The organism is Neobacillus niacini (assembly GCF_030817595.1).
In the GTDB taxonomy this organism is placed as follows: Bacteria; Bacillota; Bacilli; order Bacillales; family Cytobacillaceae; genus Neobacillus; species Neobacillus niacini_G.
Map to the genome: position 1 here is coordinate 3,403,664 of NZ_JAUSZN010000001.1, position 24,235 is coordinate 3,427,898.

General features: G+C 38.0%; 23 protein-coding genes, 1 pseudogene and 1 riboswitch. Of the genes and pseudogenes, 7 read left to right on the forward strand and 17 right to left on the reverse strand.

Annotated features, from left to right (window positions below; genetic code table 11):
- Positions 1-12: 12 nt before the first annotated feature.
- The 3 genes from QFZ31_RS16215 to QFZ31_RS16225 all read right to left on the reverse strand — a co-directional run bounded on the left by QFZ31_RS16215 (position 13) and on the right by QFZ31_RS16225 (position 2,964).
- Complete coding sequence (locus QFZ31_RS16215) at positions 13-1,398, reverse strand: IS1182 family transposase (RefSeq protein ID WP_307303192.1); 1,386 nt, start codon at positions 1,396-1,398, stop codon at positions 13-15.
- Positions 1,399-1,710: 312 nt separating this feature from the next.
- Entirely contained in the window at positions 1,711-2,547 is an 837-nt protein-coding gene (locus QFZ31_RS16220) for a YihY/virulence factor BrkB family protein (protein WP_307304418.1), read from the reverse strand.
- A 33-nt stretch (positions 2,548-2,580) separates the two neighbouring features.
- A complete protein-coding gene (locus QFZ31_RS16225; RefSeq protein WP_307304419.1) occupies positions 2,581-2,964 on the reverse strand; it encodes a YtxH domain-containing protein in 384 nt (127 codons plus the stop codon).
- A 233-nt stretch (positions 2,965-3,197) separates the two neighbouring features.
- On the opposite strand from QFZ31_RS16225, the gene QFZ31_RS16230 reads away from it, so the two are divergent.
- On the forward strand, positions 3,198-3,422 hold the full coding sequence (locus tag QFZ31_RS16230) for a DUF1128 domain-containing protein (RefSeq protein ID WP_307304420.1): 225 nt from the start codon (positions 3,198-3,200) through the stop codon (positions 3,420-3,422).
- 29 nt (positions 3,423-3,451) lie between these two features.
- On the opposite strand, the gene map is transcribed toward QFZ31_RS16230, so the two are convergent.
- Positions 3,452-4,204, reverse strand: coding sequence for a type I methionyl aminopeptidase (gene map / locus QFZ31_RS16235; RefSeq protein WP_307304422.1), 753 nt, complete (start codon positions 4,202-4,204; stop codon positions 3,452-3,454).
- A gap of 206 nt (positions 4,205-4,410) precedes the next feature.
- Between map and QFZ31_RS16240 the strand changes: the two genes are divergently transcribed.
- A complete protein-coding gene (locus QFZ31_RS16240; protein ID WP_179603763.1) occupies positions 4,411-4,740 on the forward strand; it encodes a helix-turn-helix domain-containing protein in 330 nt (109 codons plus the stop codon).
- A 243-nt stretch (positions 4,741-4,983) separates the two neighbouring features.
- Here QFZ31_RS16240 and QFZ31_RS16245 read toward each other — a convergent pair whose 3' ends face one another.
- Complete coding sequence (locus QFZ31_RS16245) at positions 4,984-5,133, reverse strand: anti-repressor SinI family protein (RefSeq protein WP_373459858.1); 150 nt, start codon at positions 5,131-5,133, stop codon at positions 4,984-4,986.
- A gap of 32 nt (positions 5,134-5,165) precedes the next feature.
- A riboswitch (cyclic di-GMP riboswitch) is annotated at positions 5,166-5,253 on the reverse strand.
- 605 nt (positions 5,254-5,858) lie between these two features.
- On the opposite strand from QFZ31_RS16245, the gene QFZ31_RS16250 reads away from it, so the two are divergent.
- The gene (locus tag QFZ31_RS16250) at positions 5,859-6,023 is read left to right on the forward strand and encodes a hypothetical protein (RefSeq protein WP_179603765.1); all 165 of its coding nucleotides are present in this window, start codon (positions 5,859-5,861) and stop codon (positions 6,021-6,023) included.
- A 27-nt stretch (positions 6,024-6,050) separates the two neighbouring features.
- On the opposite strand, the gene hutH is transcribed toward QFZ31_RS16250, so the two are convergent.
- A complete protein-coding gene (hutH, locus tag QFZ31_RS16255; RefSeq protein WP_307304432.1) occupies positions 6,051-7,568 on the reverse strand; it encodes a histidine ammonia-lyase in 1,518 nt (505 codons plus the stop codon).
- 337 nt (positions 7,569-7,905) lie between these two features.
- Complete coding sequence (locus QFZ31_RS16260; RefSeq protein ID WP_307304438.1) at positions 7,906-10,095, reverse strand: DNA topoisomerase III; 2,190 nt, start codon at positions 10,093-10,095, stop codon at positions 7,906-7,908.
- 214 nt (positions 10,096-10,309) lie between these two features.
- On the opposite strand from QFZ31_RS16260, the gene QFZ31_RS16265 reads away from it, so the two are divergent.
- The 4 genes from QFZ31_RS16265 to QFZ31_RS16280 all read left to right on the forward strand — a co-directional run bounded on the left by QFZ31_RS16265 (position 10,310) and on the right by QFZ31_RS16280 (position 14,576).
- Positions 10,310-11,581, forward strand: a complete 1,272-nt coding sequence (locus tag QFZ31_RS16265) for an MDR family MFS transporter (RefSeq protein WP_179602527.1) — start codon at positions 10,310-10,312, stop codon at positions 11,579-11,581.
- A 610-nt stretch (positions 11,582-12,191) separates the two neighbouring features.
- Positions 12,192-13,424: an aminopeptidase gene (locus QFZ31_RS16270; RefSeq protein ID WP_307304444.1), complete on the forward strand. Its 1,233-nt coding sequence runs from the start codon at positions 12,192-12,194 to the stop codon at positions 13,422-13,424.
- Between the two features lie 77 nt (positions 13,425-13,501).
- Complete coding sequence (mscL, locus tag QFZ31_RS16275) at positions 13,502-13,876, forward strand: large conductance mechanosensitive channel protein MscL (RefSeq protein WP_307304446.1); 375 nt, start codon at positions 13,502-13,504, stop codon at positions 13,874-13,876.
- A 64-nt stretch (positions 13,877-13,940) separates the two neighbouring features.
- On the forward strand, positions 13,941-14,576 hold the full coding sequence (locus tag QFZ31_RS16280; protein ID WP_179602524.1) for a Bax inhibitor-1 family protein: 636 nt from the start codon (positions 13,941-13,943) through the stop codon (positions 14,574-14,576).
- A 33-nt stretch (positions 14,577-14,609) separates the two neighbouring features.
- On the opposite strand, the gene QFZ31_RS16285 is transcribed toward QFZ31_RS16280, so the two are convergent.
- The 10 genes and pseudogenes from QFZ31_RS16285 to QFZ31_RS16330 form a co-directional block, all read right to left on the reverse strand.
- Positions 14,610-15,131: an RNA polymerase sigma factor gene (locus QFZ31_RS16285; RefSeq protein WP_307304450.1), complete on the reverse strand. Its 522-nt coding sequence runs from the start codon at positions 15,129-15,131 to the stop codon at positions 14,610-14,612.
- Positions 15,132-15,219: 88 nt separating this feature from the next.
- Positions 15,220-16,548, reverse strand: a complete 1,329-nt coding sequence (locus QFZ31_RS16290) for an oligosaccharide flippase family protein (RefSeq protein ID WP_307304454.1) — start codon at positions 16,546-16,548, stop codon at positions 15,220-15,222.
- Between the two features lie 114 nt (positions 16,549-16,662).
- Positions 16,663-18,408, reverse strand: a complete 1,746-nt coding sequence (locus QFZ31_RS16295; protein ID WP_307304456.1) for an FTR1 family iron permease — start codon at positions 18,406-18,408, stop codon at positions 16,663-16,665.
- Positions 18,409-18,440: 32 nt separating this feature from the next.
- Entirely contained in the window at positions 18,441-19,727 is a 1,287-nt protein-coding gene (efeB, locus tag QFZ31_RS16300; RefSeq protein ID WP_307304461.1) for an iron uptake transporter deferrochelatase/peroxidase subunit, read from the reverse strand.
- Positions 19,728-20,576 (reverse strand): iron uptake system protein EfeO, encoded by an 849-nt coding sequence (efeO, locus tag QFZ31_RS16305; protein WP_307304464.1) that lies wholly within the window; start codon positions 20,574-20,576, stop codon positions 19,728-19,730.
- Positions 20,577-20,705: 129 nt separating this feature from the next.
- Complete coding sequence (locus tag QFZ31_RS16310) at positions 20,706-21,338, reverse strand: response regulator (protein WP_306075768.1); 633 nt, start codon at positions 21,336-21,338, stop codon at positions 20,706-20,708.
- Positions 21,331-22,383: a sensor histidine kinase gene (locus tag QFZ31_RS16315; protein ID WP_307304472.1), complete on the reverse strand. Its 1,053-nt coding sequence runs from the start codon at positions 22,381-22,383 to the stop codon at positions 21,331-21,333. The genes QFZ31_RS16310 and QFZ31_RS16315 overlap by 8 nt, the downstream gene beginning before the upstream one ends.
- On the reverse strand, positions 22,380-23,114 hold the full coding sequence (gene liaF / locus QFZ31_RS16320; RefSeq protein ID WP_307304474.1) for a cell wall-active antibiotics response protein LiaF: 735 nt from the start codon (positions 23,112-23,114) through the stop codon (positions 22,380-22,382). Before liaF ends, QFZ31_RS16315 begins: the two co-directional genes overlap by 4 nt.
- Before the next feature lie 93 nt (positions 23,115-23,207).
- A pseudogene (locus tag QFZ31_RS16325) lies at positions 23,208-23,853 on the reverse strand (PspA/IM30 family protein).
- Positions 23,854-23,872: 19 nt separating this feature from the next.
- Positions 23,873-24,220, reverse strand: coding sequence for a flagellar basal body rod protein (locus QFZ31_RS16330; RefSeq protein WP_307304477.1), 348 nt, complete (start codon positions 24,218-24,220; stop codon positions 23,873-23,875).
- Positions 24,221-24,235: the final 15 nt, after the last annotated feature.

The window sequence follows — 24,235 nt, forward strand, 5'->3', positions numbered from 1 at the left end:
CTTCCGCTCCAATCAACAGGGGGAATGAACCTGGAGATTGCCACACACTTTTTCAAACCTGGCTAAGTGCGTGGCAATCTTTTTCATGTTTTGGCATGCTGCGGTAAGTAACACTTGCTCACTCGCATTTTGCAATCCCCGTAACCTACAATAGCGAAGCCCATGCAGTTCTTTTGAATCTGCGAAGCTTCGCTCTACTTTTTCTTTTCTAAATTTATATAGTATTTTACCTGACTTTGAAAGTCTGTTAAGTCGAACCTTTTCCTTATGTTCCTCCCAAACATGTCTGGTAACTACTTTTGTTTTATTTTGAGATTTTGTACACTCAGGCAGGAGTGGGCAGTTAGTACACTTTTTAGGATCTGACTTATATTCCCGATAACCTTCTCTTGTAGTTGTACGATATTGTAACTCCTGACCATTTGGACAAACATACAAATCTCTATCTTTGTCATATGTAAACTTCCATTTAGGAAATAACCCTTTTGTTGATTGATATCTTCTGTGAGCGATAACTCCAAAAATATTGCGTTCATTAAGTCCCTTACAAATCGGATTTGTCAGGTAACCCGAATCAAGTGCCACAGCTTCTACTTTAAATCCAAAACGTTCGACCTGACGGTCTAACCGTGAAAGATAGGGGACAGAATCGTGAACATTTCCTGCTGTAACATACGCATCAGTTATGATGTTGAACTTCATGTCGGTAGTTCGATGATCAAGATAACAGAACATCTCCTGTTTATTCTCTCGTGACATAAACCCGCATTCAGGATCAGTTGTGCTCAGTCGTATTTCCTTTTTCTCGGTCACCTCCTCCTTTTCCTTTAAAGGCTTTTTTCCATGATCTCTCCTGTCTTCCTCAATAGCTTTGTTTAAATCTTCTACATATTCACGTGTTTCAACTTCCACTTCAACTCTAGAGAATTTATGTTTGTTTGCATTCGCTTTAAGGTGTGTGGAATCGGAAAATAAAACCCTTCCTCCAACCATCTTGTGGTTAATTGCTTTGAAGACAATCTCATCAAAAATTTCCTGAAATATATTTGTATCTTTAAAACGGGTTCGCCGATTCCAACTAATGGTGGAATGATGGGGAACTGTATCGTTTAGCTTTAATCCTAAGAACCATCGATAGGCCACATTCGTCTGAATTTCACGCTCTAATTGTCGTTCAGAACGAATGCCATAAAAATATCCGATAAACATCATCTTAAAGAGCTGTATAGGGTCCGAAGGACGCCCGTTATTTTCTGAATAAAAAGGACGGACCTTCTCACCAATAAAAGAAAAATCAATATACTTGTCCACCTTCCTTAATAGGTGATCTTGCGGTACTAAATCATCAATAAAAACAAATTCAGCTTCGTTTTGTATTTCTCTTTTTGGCTTATACATTCTATCCACCGTCCTGTTATTTATATGTATATTATAGCATATTAACGCGGTGAATCATTAAAGTAATTACAAAAAATAATAGCTGTCGAGATTTTCTCGACAGCCTGACCGGGCTTTTTAGCCCGGTTTTATTTAATGATATCCGTTGCTGCCGTTCGCAGATCCAGAAGTTTTATTTCCTTTACTGCCTTTACCCTTTTGTTTTGTTCCGCCATCTTTTTTTGTATGTTTGGTCATGATTTTAGCCCCCTCATTTAAATCTGTTCCCCACCTATATTGTCTGCAGTTAAGAATTTTTCATCAAGAAAAATTTTAACAGTTTGATTTATTCTTCTCGGTATAGAACGCATTGATCTCACCGCCGAGAATGATAATAAACCCAGATATATATAACCAAATGAGTAAGACTATAATGGCTCCAATACTTCCATAGGTCAGTGAAAAGTTGTTAAATTTACTTACATAGAGCGATAACGCATAGGAGGAAAGGATCCAGCCCACAGTTGCAAAACCAGCTCCTGGGAATGCACTTCTACAGCGTAATTTAACGTTGGGCGCAATCCAATACAAGCCCGTGAAAATCAAAAATAATATCAGGGCGCTGACGACTAATCTTAACATTTCCCAAATACGGAGGAATTCCAGCTTAAAACCTAAATAAGAGAAAAGAAAAATTCCAATTTCCCTTCCGAATATTGGAAGTAATACAGCTACAATAAAAACAAAAATCATTCCGATCGTCAGCACGATGGCCATACCTCTAGAAACAATAAATGAACGACTTTCGTTCACATTGTATGCTTTGTTAAAAGCTCTTACTAGTGCATGAATTCCATTAGATGCAGACCAAATCGTTCCAATAACCCCAAAGGAAAGCAGTCCTCCGTTGCGATTATTCATCACATGGTTAACATTTTTTTCAATTAAATCCATTGTCTGCGGGGGTGCAAACTCTCTAATACTCCCTAAAATATCGGGGTATGGTATGGGCAGATATGGCAGTAAGGTAAAAATAAAAATAAGAAGTGGAAACAGTGAAAGAAGAAAAAAATAGGCGAGCTGTGCGGATAAACCTGGTATATCATCTTCTTCTATCCGGTGCCATAACAATCGTAAAAGGGATTTACGTACATTCACTGCCTTCTCCATTTTCTCACCTCTCCTCGTATTCCAGTTGTATTTTTATTTCTCTGCTGTTTCTTCTTCCACAACAATCTCTTTTAATAAATCGTCGACGATTGCAGAATCTTCATGTTTTGAGAAAGTACTTTTCGTTTCCTTGATCACTTCTTTTACCTGAGGAGTCAACTCACGTAGTTCGTCCACTTTTTCAGTAATGTAAGAAATGTCCTCGCTAACCTGTTCAATCGTATTCCTAAGTTTTTTTGCGGTCTCCTTAACATTTTCCGTGATTTCTCCAGGATGGCGAACCACATAAGAAACCTGCTCATACGCTTTTTTCACATTTACCTTCATATCCTGTCGTGTTTTCTTATCTAATAAGCTAAGTGCTCCACCTGCTAAGGCACCATAGATTATGCCTTTCAAAAATAAATTTTTACCCATTTTTTTAACCTCTCCTTTCGATTTGTATTTATCATATTTTTCGGACACTATAAAAAAATACCAATATACTCCACTTTATATTCTGCTTTAAGCTTGCGGCAAAATGCAAGCGTCGGTCATATTTTAACCCTATTATTTTATTACCCATCATTAGAAGCATTAAAACAAGTTTAGATTGACATCTTCCAATGAAAATGGAAAGATAAGGTTACGAATACTGAAAGGGTGACGGGATGAATTTATCAGAGAAAACAGTTGAAAATGTGGAGTATATGATTGAACAAATAAAAGAAAAATTAAAGGTATTAAATCTCGGAGCCATTAAGCCTTCACACTTTGATGAAGACATGTACGAGGAACTAAAAGAAATTTATGAGATGGTTATGAAAAAACCCTCATTTAGCCCGAACGAAATGCAAGCTTTAGTAGAGGAATTAGGAAACCTTCGCAAAAAATAAATAAAACAGATCTCAAGGGATCTGTTTTTTTATTTATCCTGTTCAGTTAAAATAATTGGACCATTCTTAGTGATGGCAATGGTGTGTTCATACTGTGCCGAATATTTCCCATCAATCGTCCTAGCTGTCCAGCCATTACTATCCATTTTTGTTTGGTACATGCCGATATTGACCATTGGCTCAATCGTAAATACCATTCCTTCTTTTATTCTAGGACCTTTTCCAGGCAGTCCGTAATGTGGTACATCGGGTTTTTCATGTATAACCGCACCAATTCCATGACCAATAAAATCACGAACTACTGATAACCCTTCCCCTTCGACATAGGTTTGAATAGCATAACCGATATCTCCAATTCGATTTCCAGGGACAGCCTGCTCAATTCCTTTATAAAGCGCCTCTTTTGTAACTTTTAATAAATGCTCTGTTTCCTTAGAGACACTTCCAACAGCATAAGACCATGCAGAATCCGCTAATCCGCCATTATAATTGACCACCATATCTATGGTTACGATATCCCCATCCTTTAACGGCTCTTTTCTAGGGAATCCATGACATATTTCGTCGTTAATGCTGGCACAGGTGGCGTATTTATAACCTTTATAGCCCTTTTGCTGTGGGGTGGCATTGTGTTTTATAAGAAAATCATCCACAAACTCATCAATTTCCCAAGTTGTTATACCTGGCTTAATCATTTTTGCAATTTCTTTATGACATGAAGCAAGAATTTCTCCTGCTTTTTTCATCGCGTCGATTTCCCGCTGTGATTTAAGAACAATCATGATCTTCCCCACCTTTTTATATTATTTTTATGTATTCTTAGAGAATTGGAAACACACTTTAATCTTATCGCTATGCTAACGTTTTTTCAAAAAAATTTTGACTTTGAAAAATATTTTTGTCATAATTAACTGTTCTTAATATGGAACTTTTTCTGCTTATCTGATAAAATTATTATAGCTATAATACAAATTAGGTGTGTGAGCTTATGATAGGTGATCGTGTAAAAAAATTACGTTTAGAAAAAAGGATGTCATTATCAGAACTAGCTGAGCAAGCTGGAGTTGCTAAATCTTACTTAAGCTCTCTAGAGAGAAACCTGCAAAGAAATCCATCTATTCAATTCCTAGAAAAGATTTCTTCTGTATTAAACGTTCCTGTTGACCATTTAATAAATGAACACATTAATAAAGAAGAGTTAGATAGTGATTGGATGAGTATTGTTAAAGAGGCGATGGATTCGGGTGTTTCAAAAGAACAATTTCGCGATTTTATTGAATTCAATAAGTGGCGAATTGGTCAAAATAATAATGAATAAAGAAAAGCGGAAGGCGCCCGCCTATCGGCGACAAGCATAAGACGAGCCGGCTGAAAGGTTGGTTTTTAACCTTTTGGACGGATTGGCTGTAGACCCGCGAGCCGATGGCGCCTGGAGCTGGACAACTAAAAGAACAAAGCATACTACCAGCATTTTGTAGTATGCTTTGTTCTTTTGAAGCTCTTTTCTTAAACTTTTATGATTTGTTAAAAATAGCCTTCTTAAAGACTGCCTTTATGTATCTTAGCGATTCTTTAGTACTACCTCTCCTACCTCGTTTTGATGGAGAAAATTAAGGATTGCCTCCTTCGAAATTCCTAGCTCCTTAGCCTCTAAAATAAGAGCTAACCACTCTGCATCCATTCCATTCTTCAAACTACCAGTTATTCCCACTCTCATTCACTCCTAAAATACATATTCGTATTCCAGGCAGCCCGGCCATCATAGCAAAATCAATACCTTAGATCCTCGGCTTTGCGTCCCCAATTTTCAATGGGTTTGCCCTTTTCTGTTTCTTAATACTCATTAATCTTTGACTATTCAGTATATTTGGCGCACTTGTCTTTCTGGTTCATAATTACTATGTTTATTATATCTAGTACTTTTTTAGTAACGTGTTATAATTTGTAAAATATTTCTTTTTTTCGAACCTTTTTTTCACACAAATTATTCCAATATTCTACAAAAAACTCTTAGGTATTTTGTAGAATGTCTAAAATTTACATTTTAGATGGAAGTTTATTGGAAAACAGAGAGGGTTAAAGTCGAAATTAAGCTTTCTTACTAATTAATATTCATTTGAAAGACGAGAAATAGCTGTGAATTTTGTCTATTTCGTGACAATTTACTTCTACCATAAACACCATTACAATATACTAAATATTACAAATATTCAAATAATAGTGGTGATCCTAGTCCATGACAGCCATTCATGTGTTGAATTACGCTATTCCGATTGCCTTTGTTGTATTTTTTGGTTACCTTCTTGATCGCATGTGTAAACCTGCGAAGTCTGATGAAAAAATAGAAGGTGATTAATACTCTGTCTTTCCTCCTCGTCACTAATAAATTTCCTTCGTTTGGGAATGATACATTCGAAGACGAAAGGAGTGTTTAATTTGGCACGTGGAGAACATTTTAACCATAAGAAAAAAGGTCATCCTGGAGATTTACCAAAAGATAACTTAGTTGAGAAACACTCAAAGGATGCCATCGGGGATGAGGAATTTATTGTAGTACAAGAAGCATTTAAAAATAGGGTAGAAACAAAAGACGTAGAATAAAAGGCGTGATTTTCACGCCTTTTTTGCCTACTTAACATTATCAAATTTTTGGATAAGCTTCTTTAAGTCCCATTCTTTTAGACCTGTTGCAGCCCTTTCAATATCTTTTGAAAAGATGCGATCCTTCTTTATGGAAGCAACAAGCTCCCGCCCCTTCTCATACACCCGCTTGGTCTGGCTGGCCATTTTTTCTACCCCGCGGATTTCAACCGCCTGCATGGCACAAATTAGTTCAATCGCCAGCACTCTTCGTGCATTCTGAATAATTTGATACGCATGTCTAGAGGCGATCGTTCCCATGCTCACATGGTCTTCTTGATTGGCAGAAGAGGGAATGGAATCGACACTTGCTGGGTGTGCCAGTGTTTTATTTTCTGATACTAACGACGCGGCCGCATATTGCATAATCATCGCACCTGACTGCAAACCAGGCTCAGGGCTTAGGAAAGGCGGCAAATCGTTCAACTGTGGATTTACTAGTCTTTCGATACGTCTTTCAGATATATTCGCCAGCTCTGCCACTGCAATTTTCATAAAATCCATCGCGAAAGCAATCGGCTGACCATGAAAATTCCCTCCAGAAATAACCTTTTCTCCATCATCAAATATTAATGGATTGTCTGTTGCCGCATTCATTTCGATTTCTAATTTTTCTTTTACATAATCCAATGCCTGCCAGGAAGCCCCATGAACCTGTGGAATACACCTTATCGAATAAGCATCTTGAACCCTGTATTCGCCTTGAACACTGGTTAGTAAACTGTCACATAGGTAACGGCGGATTCTCGCTGCGGTGTCAATTTGCTGCTGGTAGCCCCTTGCAATATGAACTTCCTCATCAAACGCATCCATGATTCCAATCAATCCTTCTATTGTCATTGATGCGATAAGTTCACTTTCTAACGCCAGCTGTTCTGCTTCAAGATAACCGATAATTCCCATGGCGGTCATTGCCTGGGTTCCATTAATTAATGCGAGACCCTCTTTTGCCTCTAAAGTTATCGGATGAATCCCTTCCATTTGAAGTGCATGAATCGATTCCATGCGGTTTCCTTTGTAAAATACTTCCCCTTCCCCAATAAGCACTAACGCTAAATGGGAGAGCGGCGCCAAATCACCGCTCGCACCCAGTGATCCCTGCTCCGGAATTACCGGTATGATTTCAGTATTGACCAATTCCAATAGTTTCTCAATCACGATCGGTCTAACACCTGAATATCCTTTTAACAGTGCATTGGCTCGTAAAAGCACCATCGCCTTTGAAACGATCTCAGGAAAAGGGTCCCCGACTCCACATGCATGGGAACGAATTAAGTTTAGTTGTAAATCCCTGACGTGTTCTTTATCGATTATGACATCACTGAACTTACCAAAACCAGTATTTATACCGTATACCACTTTATGATTGGAAACGATTTTCTCCACTGCTTCGCGGCTTTTTTTTACAAGATCCATACTTTTCTCAGAAGGAAAAACCTTTTCGTTTCGATATAAAACTTCTTTCATTTGCTCCAACGTTAAACTTTGACCTGTTAGCATGATCATATGTCTCGCCCCTCTACCACTTTATTAGAATAAAGAAAGAGGCTGGATTCCATATCAGATTAGATTTGGAGTCCAGCCTCTTTTATAAACATTACATCATTTACTTTTGTTATTGGATGCCTCATAGGTTATCAGTCCATTCAAAAATTTTATTACTTCAATAACTATTGTATGTGATAAAAAGCTTAATTGTCAACAGAATTGTCAGAATTTTAGCACGATATCACTTTAGCAAGATAATATAAGAAAGGATGCTGTTAACAAGATTAGGCTTTATATACAAACGAGTATATAAAGCCCAAATTCTAAAAAATATGGTGTTTGATTCCCCTTCTCCTTACTTCAAATTCAACTTCTTCAACGCATCTGCCAAAGCTGTATTAATCGGCTCTTCTTCCTTGTTTTGGTTTTTCAGATACTTTTGCACCGTTCGTTTATCTACTTTACCGCCAGATTCTTTTTTGCGACGTGCTTCAAATACGGATAATTTTTCACGATGTCCACATTTACATGCAAAGACTTGGCCCTCACCTTCACCACGCAGCTCCAGTTTTTTATGGCATTGCGGGCAGCGCGCATTAGTGACTCGTGAAACATTTTTTCGATGTCCACATTCACGGTCTTGGCAGACAAGCATTTTACCTTTTTTCCCATTTACTTCAAGCATTGGTTTTCCGCAGTCCGGACAACTTTTTGTAGAGATATTGTCGTGCTTATACTTTTTATTACTCGCTTTAATTTCAGCGACAATTTCTTTTGTGTACTTTTTCATTTCACTGATAAAAACATCTTTTTTCAACTTCCCCTTGGCAATTTGATCAAGCTTTTGTTCCCATTCAGCAGTCAATGCAGGAGATTTTAGTTCTTCAGGTACCAAATCTAATAATTGGCGCCCTTTAGAAGTTAGGTAAATGTCTTTGCCTCGCTTTTCGAGTAAAAATGAATTGAACAGCTTTTCAATAATATCGGCTCGTGTCGCCACAGTTCCTAACCCGCCAGTTGATTTTAAAGTCTCCGCCAGTTGTTTATCATTGGTTTCCATATATTTCGTTGGATTTTCCATTGCCGTTAGTAATGTTGCCTCATTAAAACGGGCAGGAGGACTCGTTTGACCAGATGTTTGCGCGATTAATTTCAGGTTAAGGATATCGCCTTTTTCGATACGCGGCAAAATCTGTTCCTTTAGATCGTCTGCTCCATCTTCGTCTTCAAAGCGATTCTGGTATACTTCTTTCCATCCAGAAGATAAAATCGTTTTTCCCCTTGCAACAAAGTTTTCTTCGCCGATTTTTGCACGAAGCGTCAGCTGCTCATACTCAAATGCTGGAAATAACACGGCTAAGAATCGTTTTACCACTAAGTCATATATTTTCCGCTCTTTATCTGTGAAGGCTGAGAAGTTGACATAACCTTCTGTTGGAATAATCGCATGGTGATCGGATACTTTGCTGTCATCTACAAAGGATTTCGATACTTTTATTGGCTTACTTAAAATCTTATTGGTTAACGGACGATACTCTCCTACTCCACATGCTCTTAAGCGCTCTGGAAGCGTTCCTACAATATCTGAAGAAAGGTAACGTGAGTCTGTACGAGGATAGGTTAAAACTTTATGCTGCTCGTATAGTTTTTGCATGATATTTAACGTTTCCTTAGCAGAATACCCAAAAATTTTATTCGCATCGCGCTGTAGTTCGGTTAGATCATAAAGCCCAGGAGAAAAGGATTTTTTCTGTTTTTTCTCAATGTCTTTTATTAAGGCGTTTTGTTTGCCCAGTTTTTTCACAATCGCGTCGATTTTCTCTTTATCAAAGCTTCGGCTATTTCCGTTTGCATCCTGCCAAGTCAATTTTAAATTGTCTGAGGTTTGCGCTTCGATTCCGTAATACGTTTGAGATTTGAAGTTTTTTATTTCATCCTCCCGTGCTGCAATGATTGCTACTGTTGGAGTTTGAACCCGGCCACAATTTAGCTGGGCATTAAAACGGGTTGTTAATGCACGGGTTGCATTCAGCCCTATATACCAATCCGCTTCTGACCGCGCAACAGCAGATTCATATAAATTTTCATATGCTTTGCCCGGCTTCAGGTTGGCAAAGCCATCTTTAATTGCTTTATCCGTAACGGAAGATATCCATAGGCGTTTTGTAGGTTTATTAACCTTTGCCTTAACAAGTATCCATCTTGCAACTAATTCGCCCTCACGACCGCTATCTGTTGCAATAACAATCTCCCCGACATCAGAGCGTTGCAGTTGGCTTTTCACAGCATGAAACTGCTTACTAGATTGCTTAATGACAACAAGCTTTAGCTCATTCGGAAGCATCGGTAAATCTTCTATTTTCCATGATTTATATTTTTCGTCATACACTTCCGGATCTGCAAGGGTAACTAAATGACCTAGTGCCCATGTAACAATGTATTTATCTCCTTCTAAAAATCCGTTTCCTTTTTTATGACAATTCAATACCCGTGCTATATCACGAGCAACAGAAGGTTTTTCGGCTATAACTACACTTTTTTTCATTATTAAACATCCTTTCAGTGAACCATTGAATAATAATATAGCATATTATGACTTGAATTACAGAATGGCATTACTTAAATCAAGCTTTGAAAGATTAGGACTAAATACCGGATAGGTACATTCATTTTTACCTATCTTTTTTTCTTGTATTTATCTCTTTGGTGATAGTATGATGGAAAAGCGCTATCATACATATTGGGCTTCGGAGGTACACATGAGGATTAGAGATTGGGATCCAAATTTGAAGGTTCGCTTATTTAGCGAAGCTATGATGAACATTACATTTTGGATGTTCTTTCCTTTTCTGACGATTTATTTCGCAGACGAATTTGGTAAAAGTAAAGCTGGTTTATTATTGGTATTTTCACAGATTTTTTCGGTCATCGCAAACTTAATGGGCGGATACTGTGCCGACCGTTTCGGGCGTAAAAAGATGATGGTTCTCTCAGCCATTGGACAAGGGCTTTCTTTCCTAGTCTTTGCTGTTGCAAGTTCTCCTTGGCTTCAGTCACCCTGGTTGGGATTTATTGCATTCGCAATTGCTGGTGTTTTCGGTTCGTTTTATTGGCCTGCCAGTCAAGCAATGGTGGCAGATGTCGTTGATGAAAAAGATAGAAGCAATGTATTTGCTATTTTCTACACTTCTATTAATATTGCAGTGGTAATTGGTCCTATTTTAGGAGCAATTTTTTATGTAAATTATCGTTTTGAAACGTTACTCTTTGCTGGTTTTGTTTGTATGTTACTTGGCTTAATCTTAGCAAAATGGACTAGGGAAACCGCACCGTTACAAAAAGTCAATCCATTGGAAGCTGAAGGTAAATGGTACTATTTCCTACAAGAACAGTTAAAAGATTACACATTAATTATAAAAGATAAAACCTTCCTTCTTTTTATCATTGCGGGTGTCTTGGCGGGTCAAACTTTTATGCAATTAGATCTATTATTTCCTGTTTATATGAAAGACGTTATCGATCTTCAAACTCTATTTTCAATAGGTGACTGGTCATTCACGGTTAAGGGGGAGCAGGCTTTTGGTATTGTGCTTGCAGAGAATGGCTTCCTTGTTGCATTGCTAACGGTAGTCATTACGAAATGGATGGGAAGCTATAAAGAACGAAATGTGTTTGTTTTGTCTTCTGTTATATATGCGATTTCGATTGTACTCTTTAGTCAAACTCATTGGATTTGGGGATTTATCATCGCGATGGCGGTATTTACCTTTGCTGAGTTGATGGGAGCCGGAATTCAACAAAGCTTTGTGTCGAAGCTAGCACCTGAGCATATGCGGGGGCAATATTTTGCTGCCGCAAGCTTACGTTTTACAATCAGCCGCACCATTGCTCCCTTATCTATTCCATTAACGGTTTTAATCGGGTATGAGTGGACATTTTTTGTACTATGCCTGCTGGCGCTTGCAAGTGCAGGATTGTATTGGCTAATGTTTTATTCCTTTGAAAAGAAAACTGCATTGGATCCTAATTAGGATCCTTTTTTTGTTTAGACTGTGTTAAATAAGGCTGTTGATTTACGCTCCACTAAGGGAAGCTTCTTTGAATAATCACCGCAGGGACAGGCGGTCTTTGCCTGTCACGAGGCGCTACGCTTTCCGCGGGCTCGCCCGTGAGCCTCCTCGGTCGTGCCGACCTGCGAGGTCTCACTCAGCTCGTTCATCCCGCAGGAGTCGAGCGCCTTCCGCTTCAATCAACAGGTTCTAAGGTCAATAGTATCCTTTTAACACAGTCTTTGTTCGAAAAATTGTCAATAAATTGTACTAAAATGTTCACATTTTACTGGTTTACTATTATAATTAATTTGTAATCGCTTTCTAATATAAGGATGGTGGTATTGATGGAATTATCTCAATTTATGTCCCCCACTTCATGGTCCGGTATTGTAACATTTTTAGTATTATTTTCAGCGGGAGTTTATTTTAATATAAAAGTATACGGTAGTAAATTAGAGTAGAGATTCACATCCCTACTTATTTTTTTTCCTACTTTTAAAGTGAGCAACATTAAACTGTTATCAGTTTCTTTTTCACCTTAAAAGGACTAAACTAAAAAAGGAAGATTCTGAAATAAGGAGATCAAAATATGAGTGAATTTCAAAGAAACCTTGAAAAATATGCAGAGCTTGCCGTTAAGGTTGGTGTAAATATACAGAAGGAACAGACTTTGGTTATAAATACGGCCATAGATGCAGCAGAATTTGTCCGTCTTGTTGTCAAGAGTGCCTATACAGCAGGTGCAGATAACGTAGTAGTAAACTGGACCGACGATGTGGTATCCAGAACCAAATATGAATTAGCACCAGATGAAGCTTTTACTACATATCCTGTTTGGCGTGCAAAGGAAATGGAAGACTTTGTTGACCAAGGGGCCGCTTTTATGGCCATTGTTTCTTCAAGCCCTGACTTATTAAAAGGAGTTAATCCAGAACGTATTTCTAACTTCCAAAAGGCTGCAGGAACGGCGCTGGCTAAATACCGTCAAGCAGCACAATCTGATAAAGTCAGCTGGACAGTGATTGCAGCTCCATCTCCTGATTGGGCAAGAAAGGTATTCCCTGACGCACCAAGTGATCAACAAGTTTCATTACTTTGGGACGCCATCTTCAAAGCTGTTCGTGTCGATAAAGAAAATCCTGTGGAAGCTTGGAAGAAGCACGATGAAACCTTACATGAAAAGGTTAATTATCTAAATGAAAAACGCTATCAAAAGCTTCACTATACTGCACCAGGAACAGACTTAACAATCGAACTCCCGCATAACCATCTTTGGGTTGGGGCTGGCAGTGTAAATGAAAAAGGATTTGAATTTATGGCGAATATGCCAACGGAAGAAGTCTTTACTGTTCCTCATCGTGAAGGTGTAAATGGCACCGTTGCAAGCACAAAGCCATTAAGCTACGGTGGAAATATCATTGACCGCTTCTCTGTAACCTTTGAAAACGGAAGAATTGTTGATTATAAGGCTGAAGAAGGTGAGGAGTTCCTAAAGCGTTTAGTTGAAACGGATGAAGGCTCACATTATCTTGGTGAAGTCGCACTCGTTCCTTTCAACTCACCAATTTCACAATCTAATGTACTATTCTATAATACTTTGTTTGATGAAAATGCCTCAAACCACTTAGCAATCGGAAGCGCTTATGCGTTCTGTATTGAAGGCGGTAAGAAAATGTCTGCTGAAGAACTAAAAGAAAATGGTCTCAATGACAGTATTACACATGTCGATTTCATGATTGGCTCAGAGGATATGGACATCAATGGCATTAAAGCAGATGGAACCAGCGAACCGGTATTTAGAAAAGGCAATTGGGCTTTTTAATGATATAATAAATAGAGCAGCTTCTGACGGGAAGCTGCTCTTTGCTGATTATGAAGATCAAATATGGAGGTTTTATTATGTTAAATGAGTTTAAGAAGTTTGCCATGAGAGGGAATGTGATTGATCTCGCTGTTGGGGTAGTGATTGGCGGAGCATTCGGGAAGATCGTTTCCTCACTGGTTGCAGATATTATTATGCCAATCGTTGCCATGCTCGTGGGAAGGGTTAGTGTCGCGGACCTAGCGTTTGGGGAAGTAAGATATGGGGTATTTCTACAATCGATTATCGATTTCTTGATCATTGCTTTTTCTATATTTATGTTTATTAAATTCCTTTCTCGTTTTAAGAAGAAAGAGGAAGAAGTTAAAGTGGTGGTTCAAATTGATAAGAAAGAAGAACTACTTGCTGAAATACGTGATTTATTAAAAGCAGAAAAAGATTTTTCTCGATAAATGAAACATCTTGACCTTTTCTTCGTATATTCTAGATATAAACTATTTTCGAGGTGAAGAAAAATTGTATACACAAACATCTACTGAATTTTTGCCATCTGTAATTAGGACATTCGCTCTTTCTTTAGCCATCGCCTTCGTTGGAACCATGGCAGGAACCTTTGTACCGCCGGCATTATTTTTACCATTAGCGATCCTTGAATTCGTTTTGTTGATGATTGCCTTTTTCTTTAGACGCAAAAAAGCAATTTCTTATACTTTCCTGTACGTCTTCACTTTCATTTCAGGAATTACGTTGTATCCAATCGTTTCTTATTATGCAATGACAGCCGGAGCAAATGTGGTCTTAATGGCTTTTGGGACTACTACAGTCGTGTTTACGGGAGTAGCCATCTATGCAACAGTATCCAAACGAAATTTCTCCTTTTTAGGCGGATTCCTGTTAGCAGCCTTACTTGCGTTAGTGGCCATTTCTATTTTTAATATTTTCATGCCGCTTAGCTCAACCGGTATGCTGGCATTTTCTTTCATTGGCGTATTGGTTTTTAGCGGATATGTATTATTTGATTTCAACCGTATGAAGCATTATGGAGTAAGCGCTGAAGAAGTCCCTTTAATGGCATTAAATCTTTACTTAGACTTTATTAATCTATTCGTAAGTATTTTGCGCATCTTCGGAATTCTTTCATCTAGGGATTAACATAATAGAAGCCGGGATTTCTCTCCCGGCTTTTTATTGTGCAAATGCTTGGAGCTTCGGTCTAAGGTGCTCTTTTCCCCTTTTCATTCTAGTTTTTACTGTAGATATTGGGATATTACTTCTTGTTGATATCTCCAGTAAAGTAAGGTCTTTAAAATAATATAGAAAAATAGCAGACTGATATATCTCTGGTAGCGTCTTGATACTTTCAGCCATTTTTCTAACTGAATCTTTATGTAAGAACTCTTCTTCTGGAAGAGGAGGAGCTTCTACTGTCGCAGAATAAGAATACACCTCTTCCTTCCAAAACTGTTTTGTTTTATTTTCTTTTCGCCAATAATCCTTGCATTTATTTTTAGCTATTGTAAATAACCAACTTCTCAACCGTGCAGGTTCCTTAATCGTAGGAAAGGCCAAATATGCCGAAACCAAGACCTCTTGATACAAGTCCTCTGAAAGTTCTTTCTGTCTAACTAAGGAAAATATATAGTTAAAAATGGCTTTCCCATGTTCTTTGACCATAACTTCAAACGAATCAGTCATATTATTCCGCATTTTTGCAAACCTTCTTTCCTTTTAAAACCTCTTAAACTAATAGACGGAATAAACATGTCCAGCCCCTACACGAACCAGCATCTTTTTCTTAATTATTTTTCTGTATAATACCTTTCATAAAAATCGAAACACCAATACTTTTACAAATGCTCAAATAATGCATCAATGCCAATAAAACTGAACTCGTATTCATAGCGATAATTACACCGTCCATCCTCCATTCAGGGCGTGATGATAGGACAATGATGATGGCAAAAGAGACAATTGTTGACCAAATACCATGAATAAATGTTTCCTTTATAAGTCCTAAGCCAATTAAAAATGCTTGCATTGGCATCACAAAAAAATGGAATAGAAAAAACGGCCAGAGCATTTGTAAATAACTAGCGGCAGTTGAAGATTCAAAGAATATCGAAGTAAGCTGCGGGGCAAAAACATAGAAAACAACCACGGCTGGCACCCCATAAAGAAATGTAAGCATCATTACTTGTGAAAGCATTTTTTGCAATGTTGAGTAATCTCTATTCGAATACGTTTTCGAGACAGCCGGTATTAAAACAGTCATTAAAGAATGAGCAATGAACGCCGGAAAAAACCCAATTGACGCGGCAACTCCCATTAGCATGCCAAAGTGCTCAGTCGCAATGGTTTCCGACAGTCCAGACCGAACCAATGCCGCCTTTATTAAGAAGGGTTGTATCGCACCTGTCAAAGCGGAGAATAATCGTAACCCTGTCGTTGGTACTGAGACAGCCATTAAATTTTTCCGAACAGCTTTACGATTTAAATTGGAAAAGGGCATTCGTTTAAGCTGCTGAAATTGAATGATTAATGTATAGCATAAATAAAGAAACACAGCAATTTCACTGCCAATAAATGAAGCAATTGCAATGAGTACCGAGGCTTCTGAGTCAAATTGGAAGAAACGAAATAACAGAAATAATAACACTAGCTGTATTGATTTTCTTATGAAATTAGCAATAGCAATTTTTCCCATCTGGTGCCTGCCCATAAAATACCCCCGTGCTACTGAGGTAAAAGAAATGACAGGTACTAGCAGAATAATGAGCCATCGAGTATAAGGATGGTATCCATCAAAAACTGAAATAAATGGAATAAGTACCATAGCGACCACCAAGAGGATACTCGTAAATATAATGGTAATCGTAATGGCATGATAAAGGATATTTCGATGAAACCTATCTTCTTTTTCAGCAACGAACTTTGATATGGAAACCGGCAGTTCAAAGCTTGATAAGAGGACGAGTAAATAAATAGATGGAAGGATCGACATATATAAACCTAATCCATGCTTGCCCAATTCTTTTGCTAGAATTAAATTAACTAAGAACTCTACACCTTCCCCTAAAAAAGCGGATAGGGCTAAAAATAATATTCCTTTGTAAAAGATGGCCATAACGAAACTCCCCTTTAAAACAATCTCACTTTTATAAACCTATGAGACAAGTTCTTTGAATAGTAGGAAGAAATGAAAAAAGCAAAAAAAAAAAAAAAGGGCACTTGGCCCTTTCTAAACATGGCTTGTTATCGTCTGTTTTCTAACTACCCAAGTCATAATGAAAATAACAACAACTAATAATAGTTGTGGTAATGTAGTTTCCCATGTTGGGTACAATCCCATCCAATCCACAAACGGGAAGTTAATAACTGTACTTGTCGAAAAAACCTTAGAAACCTGTAAAGCGTGGATACTTATTCCGAGCATTTTAAAGGCTAAGAAATAAATTACAAAGGTTGCGACTTTAAAAAATACATGAGTAGGAATTTTTACACTGTAATAAATAATCCCAAATCCTAAGATAGCTAAAATGATTACGGCTAGAACAATCCCGATAACAAGTTGCTGCACGCTTATATACGGTGTTATTCCAGTGTAAAAAATAATCGTCTCGGCCCCTTCACGGAATACCGAAAGAAAACTGATAACGGCAAATGAAAAGATGCTTCCTTTTGCAATTGCTTGCTGCATCTGCTGCTTTACATACTTATTCCAATTTTCAATACTTGATTTCTTATGAAGCCACGCTCCAACCGATATCATCATAACCACAGCCAATATACCGATTATTCCCTCAATATATTCTCGACTGGAAGCTGCAGTAATCTTGGAAAAAATAATATTGATAAGAACTGCAAGTAAGGCACTTGCTAAGATTCCACCAGCCACTCCTATCCAAATCCATTTTTGTTGAGATGACTGCCCCATTTTCTTTAGAAATGCCAGTAAGGTTGCAATGATTAATAATCCTTCTAACCCTTCCCTTAATAAAATAAGTGCAGAATCCCAAAATGAATAATTGGTTTTAGTAATCAATGGCTCTAATTTCGTATTTAAATCCTTTACTATAGCCAATGCCTTTGGACCATTTACTCGATCAGAGCTTAGAATACTGATAGCTGTTGGAATTTTTGTTTCAATCTCACTATATAGCTTACTGTCTCTTGTTTGTACTTCCCCTTCAACCATTGGCCATATGTTAAGGATTTCATCTAAATCCTGAGTAGAACCCTTATAATCCTTATTGGCGATCTCTTCTTCTGCCTTCTTTAATAGTGTGGAAACATCTGTTAAAGAAAAATCACCTTTAACCTGCTTCGAAAATTTACCGTCTAGAAAGTTCTCCACTTCTTGTGTTAGTTTATCTACGTTCGTTTCAGCCTTCTTAAGATCCACAGGGTTTTGGGTAATTGAAATTCGGATTAATGCCGTGTATCTTTCAATATTCCCATAAGAAGCAATACTAGCATCATGAACAATTTTTTCCGATGCATTCCATTGATCCATTAGTGTTTGATACTGAATCTTTATATTAGCTGCATCCCCATCCAAAATAGATTCCTTCAGCTTCTCTAGAAGCGGCAGCAATTTTTCTACCTGTACTGTTTGTTTTGTTCGGTCTACAGGGTTTTGTTCTGTATCATACTTCACCAGAGAACTTGATAAGGCTGAGAGACTACTAGAAAGAATCTCCTTTTCTACTTTCCTTTTTGCTAGTAAACTTTGTACCTTTTCCAAATCTTGATCAACCGATTTTGCCTGTTCACTAGTAGCATTCTTAATTTTTATCCATTCTTTAGAAAACTGTTCAATGTTAGTCGAAACCGTTTCCTGATCGCCTGATTTTACTTTCATTAAACTATCGCCAAGTAAGACAAACAGCTCGTCATGATTTTCTGCTGCCGCAACATGGTGTGCAGTTTGAAAAAAAATGAATAAAGATAAAAATAATATGAAGGGCTTCCATGACATTTGCATTTATCTCTCTCTCCTCTATAAAAGGAAAAACATTACGTAAATAGTGTCTCTCCTATAAAACCTCCATTTTTCGTTCCTGGTAAACAGGCGAAAAGGGCGCTGCCTCGATGTGAAATATATTCATTCAACTTATCCATACTTGAAAGTCTCTTTTGGATTGGAATGAATTGTTTACTTGGTGAACGTTGGAAACTTAAGAAAAGCAGACCTGCATCAAAGCTCCCGGTCTTCAAATCCATACCATTTGAGTAAGAATACCCCCTGCGGAGAATTTGCTGCGATCCATCTCCATGTGACAGCCGAACATGCGAATCCACAGGGATCGTATCTTCTCCGTTTGGTTGTTTGTGATGAATATCAAGTTTATCAAATTCATTTTTTTGTCCAAAAGGTGCACCAGTGTCACGATATCTTCCAAAAGTATTTTCTTGTTCTTTTAGATTGGTACGATCCCAGACTTCAATAAACATTTGGATTCTTCGTACAACAAGATAACTGCCGTTCTGAAGCCAATTCGGTCCATCACCTGGCTGAACCCAAACATGTTCATTCATCTGTTTTTCACTTTTTACATCAGGGTTGACCGTTCCATCCTTGAAACCAAACAGGTTCCTAGGTGTTCCTTCTTTTGCATCTGCCTGCTTCGTTCGCTGAAATCCTGGCTGTGCCCATCTTAAAACAGCCTTTCCCCTAGCAATTCGAATTAGGTTTCTTACGGCATGAAATGCCACTTGCATATCGTCCGCACAAGCTTGAATACATAAATCTCCACCAGTCCATTCCTCTTCTAATGCATCTAATGAAAATGCGGGAAGGTCTACTAATTCCATAGGCTGCTTAAGTTTTAAGCCAAAGCGGTCTTGGTTGTCCTTTACAAAAAGACTTGGGCCGACTCCGAAAGTAATCGTTAAATTAGAGGCAGATAATCCTTCCGCCTCTCCCGTATCTTTTGGCGGAAGAAATTCGTTACTAGTTAATTCTCCGATTGGTTTGCCCTCAGACATTGATGCTGCGGCATGCGTCCATTCTTTGAAAAGCGTTATTAAATCTTCTTTACTAGAAGTTGTCACATCTAAGGTAGCAAAATAAACATGGTTTTGTGGTTTTGTCGTAATTCCACTTTGATGCTTACCATAAAATGAAACAACATCCTTTGCGCTTGAGGCCTTTCCTTCTTTAATAGACAACATGCTTCCTATTCCGGATGCACCAATTAAAATCCCAACACCGCCAACTCCAGCAGTTTTCAAAATATCCCTACGTGAAACTTTCTTTACGCCAAGAGATTCCTCTTCAATGAAGTACTCCTTCTTAGACATCTATAATGCCTCCGTTACAATTCCGATTTGAGAGAGTGGTTCTGCAAGCGCATCAATGGCCTGACTAAGTTCCTTTACCTCAGCTTCTGACAAATCCGTATAAATCTTGTATCCTCCATCGATTTTATGTTTATTTAATAAGCTAAAAACCGTATCAAAGCGGGTTTGAATTTCCGTAGAAAGGTCCTCATTCTTTTCCTTTAAAGCAGGATTTAAAAGCTGAAAAATCTTATCTGCACCTTCTACATTTGCAGCAAAATCAAATAAATCAGTATGAGAATAGCGATCCTCTTCCCCCGTTACTTTTGAAGTGGATACCTCATTTAAGAGGTCTACCGCACCTGTAATTAATAGGTCAGGCGTGACTTCGACTGTATCTACCTTTGCTCGTAAAAGATTTACATCCTTCATCAACTGCTCGGCATATTGTTCATAACCAGTAGTTGTGTTTTCGACCCATAACCCTTTTTCAATACGGTGGTAGCCTCCCCACTCAGCCTCTAGGACATCTCCTTCGCGCGCATCGATTTTCGGATCAAGATCTCCAAATACTTCGGCTATCGGTTCTGCACGCTCATAGTGCACTCTAGAGGTGGCATATAGTGCTTTAGCATTATCAACATCCCCATTTTTAACTGCTGTTGTAAATGCCTCCGTTGCCTTTACAAATTCTTCAATTTCTCCTATAGCATACTTTCGGTATTCATCCGTTACTCCAGAGAGCGAATCAGATGTAATATTCTTTGTGTCTTTTACCGTCTCTTTAGCTGAGTTTTCATCTGAATTAGTACAACCAAATAATAGACTGCTAGACAATAACAAACTTCCTGAAACTTTTAATAATTTCATATCTACATATCCCCCATTAACACTAATAATGATAATCATTCTCACTAGTATCATATCAGCAAATGATAATGGTTTTCAATAGCTAATTAAAAAAACTTTCCAACTATTCAGATTGGAAAGTTTTTAAAGTTATTTTATTAATGAGTGTTTAAAAGCATATATGACTGCCTGTGTTCGGTCTTGGACGTTAAGTTTACTGAGTATATTACTGACATGGGTTTTTACCGTTTTCAATGCAATATATAGTTCATCAGCAATGTCCTGGTTCGTTTTACCCTCTGCCATTAACATTAATATTTCCATTTCGCGGCTGGTTAGTTCTTCATGTGGCTGATGCTTTTGTTTCTGGCGCATTTTAACCATCATTTTTCCTGTTACTTCAGGCTCAAGAACGGACTGTCCATGATATGTAGCGCGAACTGCATTGGCAATTTCATCTGCTTTTGACGTTTTTAGCATATAACTGGTAGCACCGGCTTCTAATGCAGGGTAAACCTTTTCATCATCCAAAAAGCTGGTGACGATGATCACTTTTGCCTCTGGCCATTTTTCGATGATTTGCTTTGTTGCCTCGATCCCGTCCATTTCCTTCATGACTAAATCCATTAAAATAATATCAGGTCTGAGCTCAAGTGCCAATTCCACGCCCTTTTTTCCATCAGCAGCCTCACCCACTACTTCAATGTCTGGCTGTGCGGATAAAAATGCGGAGACTCCAATTCTCACCATCTCATGATCATCAACAAACACTACTCTAATCATTTACACCATCTCCATTTTTCATAACAGGTACCTTCACTTCAAGCCTTGTACCTTTGCTCTTTACACTAATTACCTTTAAAGTGCCGCCAACTTCTAGTGCCCTCTCATGCATATTCTGCATTCCATATGATCCAGCCTTCATGTTATCAACTTCAAAACCTACCCCGTCATCGACAATTCTTAAAATGACAAGGTCATCCCGCTTTATCAATAAAACCTCAAGTTTGTTCGCTTTAGAATGCCGAAGTGTATTGGATACAGACTCCTGGAGGATACGGAAAAGATGATCCTCAATACCTTTATCAAGTGGAAATGCTTCTACTTTCCACTTAATTTCCATTGTTACTTTCTGTGATAATTCGATTAATAACTCTTCAATTCCTTCTTCAAGCGTTTTATTTTTTAACGCAACTGGACGCAAATGAAGAAGCAGGGCACGCATTTCAAGTTGTGATTGGTGAATCATTCCCTCCACCATTTTCAACTGTTTAGCTTCCCTATCCTCTTCATTTGCACTCTGCCGAGTTGTATTGATGGCGGACATCATCATCGAAGCTGCAAATAATTGCTGACTTACGGAATCATGTAATTCACGGGCGAGGCGGTTTCGTTCCTGTTCAATTATTTCTTGAATCCTCGCTTCCTGGTCTTCTACTTTTTCTGTAGCCAATCGTTGTGATAGCTTGGCTTGTTCCGACATTTGCCTGCCGATTCTATCAATTTGTTCCGCTATACTCTGCATTTCCGATATGGTTTGCTTTTCGTCAGGACTAATTTGCTTCCCTTGCTCTAACTGGTGCAATGAATGCTCGACACCCTGAAACTGTCTTCTCCAGTATATACCTGAAAAAACGCCCAATAGTATACCAGTAGCAATGCTGAATGCCGGAATAAATATGATAAATGGGATATCCATAAATTGCCGGTTCCAAAGTTCAGACCAGTCTGAAATCGGAAAAACAATGATAAAGGCAGCGGCAACAACGATAGCAATCATGATTGAAGAAGCGATATTCCATACAACCTGCCTTTGGATTGTGCTCATATCCTGCTCACCTCTAAATTGCCCACCAACAAGGAGGTAAAGATTTTAACCTTTTGCTCAGCTTGGTCATAGCCTGCTGTCTTAAGGTGGAAAGCTTGGTTAAAAACCTGAGCCTGGTGATTTTCTAGAACCGTTGTGGCACCAATAACAGACGAGTGATGAACGCTTACTTCTATTTCATAAGGTATTTGGATTTGGATATTGCCAATAACATTTCGGATAAAGATAATCGTTTCACCCTTCGGTAAAACTGTATAACTTAAATCGATTATTGTATCTCCAATACCAGATTGGATGTTAATGTCATTCCATTCATAAACACTGCTTGGGGTTTTTTGCTGCCCGAAAAATATATTCTCAAAGAGCGGCTTGGTCTTAATCAGTGTCTCTTCTTGCAGAGCCTGCTCTGATTCTTTGATATCTAGTGCAATCTTATTTGGATTCTTTTTGGAGTTAGTATATTGAATTATAAAATGTATAAGTATAGCAAGCAGTAAAAATCTAAAGGTCATCATGCTAAACACATGGATGATGAATGAAATTATACCCGCGAAGAAAAGAAACTTACCAAATTTTTTTCCAGTTCTTTTTCGACCTAAATAGATCATCCCACAAGAAAATAAAAGGGAGAAAACAAGACCACTGTTAAAAAATAAAACCTCTAGCAAAAGAACGACAACCCCAATGATAACAAGCCATTCTGTATAATTATTCTTTGTATTTTTAAACATCTGGCCACCCTCCCCTTCACTTTAATCATGTTTGATAGTTAGGCCAAAAAGGTGCATAAGGCTGCACCTTTATAGAATACCATGTTTTGGTTATTAAATGGACTTGCTTTCTTCTAATTTCAGTTCTTTTTCTAATTGTGCAATTTTGGCATCAATCGTATCCCGGTAATAAGAGCTTTTTACTTGATGATCTAAACGATCCAAGTAAGAATCGATTTTCTTGAAAACGTGCGTTTGCATTGTTAGAGGTATTGTTTGAGTCCAATACTTGATTCATTCGATGATTGGCACGGGTAACATTCTCACGGCCCATTAATTCCAATCGACGGATTTGCATATCTTTTAACTTATGTTTCATTTCCTCATATTTTCTTTCTAATTCACCAAGCTGACCTTTCACCTGCTCTAGTGCAGCCCCAAGACGATCAACACGGCTTGAGTATTGCTGATGTTCTGCCGCAGCAAATTCATACAGCTCAGTTTCACCCGCTTTAGAAGCAATTTCCGCCTGATATTTCCTCTTTTCTGCGAATTCAACTGCTTGAGAATATTCTCTAGTGAATTCATCTTTTAGTGCGTATTGACGTTCCACAAGCTTTCTAACCTTCTCAGTCTCTTGTTCACATTGACGAAGATATTGATTAAGCAGGGAAATTGGATTTTGCTTTTCTTTTTGATCAACCGCAGCATGTAAATCCGCCATAATCGTATCTTTAATTCTTGTTAATAGGTTTGTCATTTTTATATCTCTCCTTCGATTAGTTTTTATTTAATTCATTCCATTGTTTTTCGAAATTTACAAAAGGGTCAGACTCCTCTTTTACAACAGTCTTTTTAGTGCTATTCCAGTTTTTATAAACCAGATAAAGTACATAGGCAGCAACAACACCAATAATAGCAGGAGCGTTATGAATAGAAGCCATTAGGACAAAAAAACCGATTATCCCGAGAACAATTTTACCTCCGGTCGATTCAGCCTTTAAGAACTGTTTGAAAATGAAGTACAGCGCAGCAAGACCAACCAGTAATCCTACCATCGGACCTATTGATGAAAGTAAAATCATTGCTGCTATTCCGCCAGCTATAAGTAACCCAAACTTTTTCATTTTGTTTTCCTCCTT

Bases quoted from the DNA above. Each gene is read 5' to 3' on its own strand.
- QFZ31_RS16215 (WP_307303192.1), bottom strand. From the start codon at position 1,398: ATGTATAAGCCAAAAAGAGAAATACAAAACGAAGCTGAATTTGTTTTT.
- QFZ31_RS16220 (WP_307304418.1), bottom strand. From the start codon at position 2,547: ATGGAGAAGGCAGTGAATGTACGTAAATCCCTTTTACGATTGTTATGG.
- QFZ31_RS16225 (WP_307304419.1), bottom strand. From the start codon at position 2,964: ATGGGTAAAAATTTATTTTTGAAAGGCATAATCTATGGTGCCTTAGCA.
- QFZ31_RS16230 (WP_307304420.1), top strand. From the start codon at position 3,198: ATGAATTTATCAGAGAAAACAGTTGAAAATGTGGAGTATATGATTGAA.
- map (WP_307304422.1), bottom strand. From the start codon at position 4,204: ATGATTGTTCTTAAATCACAGCGGGAAATCGACGCGATGAAAAAAGCA.
- QFZ31_RS16240 (WP_179603763.1), top strand. From the start codon at position 4,411: ATGATAGGTGATCGTGTAAAAAAATTACGTTTAGAAAAAAGGATGTCA.
- hutH (WP_307304432.1), bottom strand. From the start codon at position 7,568: ATGATCATGCTAACAGGTCAAAGTTTAACGTTGGAGCAAATGAAAGAA.
- QFZ31_RS16260 (WP_307304438.1), bottom strand. From the start codon at position 10,095: ATGAAAAAAAGTGTAGTTATAGCCGAAAAACCTTCTGTTGCTCGTGAT.
- QFZ31_RS16265 (WP_179602527.1), top strand. From the start codon at position 10,310: ATGAGGATTAGAGATTGGGATCCAAATTTGAAGGTTCGCTTATTTAGC.
- QFZ31_RS16270 (WP_307304444.1), top strand. From the start codon at position 12,192: ATGAGTGAATTTCAAAGAAACCTTGAAAAATATGCAGAGCTTGCCGTT.
- mscL (WP_307304446.1), top strand. From the start codon at position 13,502: ATGTTAAATGAGTTTAAGAAGTTTGCCATGAGAGGGAATGTGATTGAT.
- QFZ31_RS16285 (WP_307304450.1), bottom strand. From the start codon at position 15,131: ATGCGGAATAATATGACTGATTCGTTTGAAGTTATGGTCAAAGAACAT.
- QFZ31_RS16290 (WP_307304454.1), bottom strand. From the start codon at position 16,548: ATGGCCATCTTTTACAAAGGAATATTATTTTTAGCCCTATCCGCTTTT.
- QFZ31_RS16295 (WP_307304456.1), bottom strand. From the start codon at position 18,408: ATGCAAATGTCATGGAAGCCCTTCATATTATTTTTATCTTTATTCATT.
- efeB (WP_307304461.1), bottom strand. From the start codon at position 19,727: ATGTCTAAGAAGGAGTACTTCATTGAAGAGGAATCTCTTGGCGTAAAG.
- efeO (WP_307304464.1), bottom strand. From the start codon at position 20,576: ATGAAATTATTAAAAGTTTCAGGAAGTTTGTTATTGTCTAGCAGTCTA.
- QFZ31_RS16310 (WP_306075768.1), bottom strand. From the start codon at position 21,338: ATGATTAGAGTAGTGTTTGTTGATGATCATGAGATGGTGAGAATTGGA.
- QFZ31_RS16315 (WP_307304472.1), bottom strand. From the start codon at position 22,383: ATGAGCACAATCCAAAGGCAGGTTGTATGGAATATCGCTTCTTCAATC.
- liaF (WP_307304474.1), bottom strand. From the start codon at position 23,114: ATGTTTAAAAATACAAAGAATAATTATACAGAATGGCTTGTTATCATT.
- QFZ31_RS16330 (WP_307304477.1), bottom strand. From the start codon at position 24,220: ATGAAAAAGTTTGGGTTACTTATAGCTGGCGGAATAGCAGCAATGATT.